General features: G+C 41.6%; 1 protein-coding gene. It reads left to right on the top strand.

Going from position 1 to position 745, the window contains the following annotated elements; all coding sequences use genetic code 11:
* Window positions 1-745, top strand: a 745-nt coding sequence (locus L2764_RS27480) for a phosphopantetheine-binding protein (protein WP_248943497.1), incomplete at both ends; no start/stop codon positions are given.

Consider the following 745-nt stretch of genomic DNA (forward strand, 5'->3'; position numbering starts at 1 on the left):
GATGAAGTGGATGTCTTTGAGCAAGATAAGTTAGATGTTGACGATATTCGAAGCCAGTTAAGCGAGCGGTTACCCGATTACATGTTACCTTTGACTTTTACTGTGATTGACAGCGTGCCGTTAACCCTTAATGGTAAGCTTGATAAAAAGGCGTTGCCTGAGCCAAGTTTCGTCGATAGTGATAATTATATATCGCCACGAACAGAATTAGAGCATCAATTATGTCAGGTCTGGCAAGATGTATTGAACCTTGAATCGATTGGTGTCCATGATAACTTCTTCCGCATCGGCGGAGATTCCATTGTCAGTATTCAACTGGTTTCTCGCCTGCGAAAAATGGGCTTTAATTTGCAAGTTAAAGCGATATTCGATTCTCCGACGATTAACCAATTAGCACTGCGATTAGCCCAAGGACCATCAGAGGTTAGCATTAAGGCTGAACAAGGAAGCCTTTTTGGTGAATTTGACCTATTGCCGATCCAGCAATGGTTTTTTACTCAACGGATGGCTCATCCAAATCATTTTAATCAATCATTTATGTTGTCTATTCCAAGTGATGTAGACACTAACACGATTGAGCAGGCTCTTTATGGCTTATCGCAACAACACGATATTCTGCGGCTTGATTTTGAGTTAACTGAAGAGGGTTATCGCCAAGCTTATACTGCCAACAGCACCATGGTACCGTTAGTGACGTTGGATGTATCCAATTTCGATAATGAAGCTTTACATGTTCAGTTGACCG

Source organism: Shewanella surugensis (genome assembly GCF_023284005.1).
GTDB classification, from domain to species: domain Bacteria; phylum Pseudomonadota; class Gammaproteobacteria; order Enterobacterales; family Shewanellaceae; genus Shewanella; species Shewanella surugensis.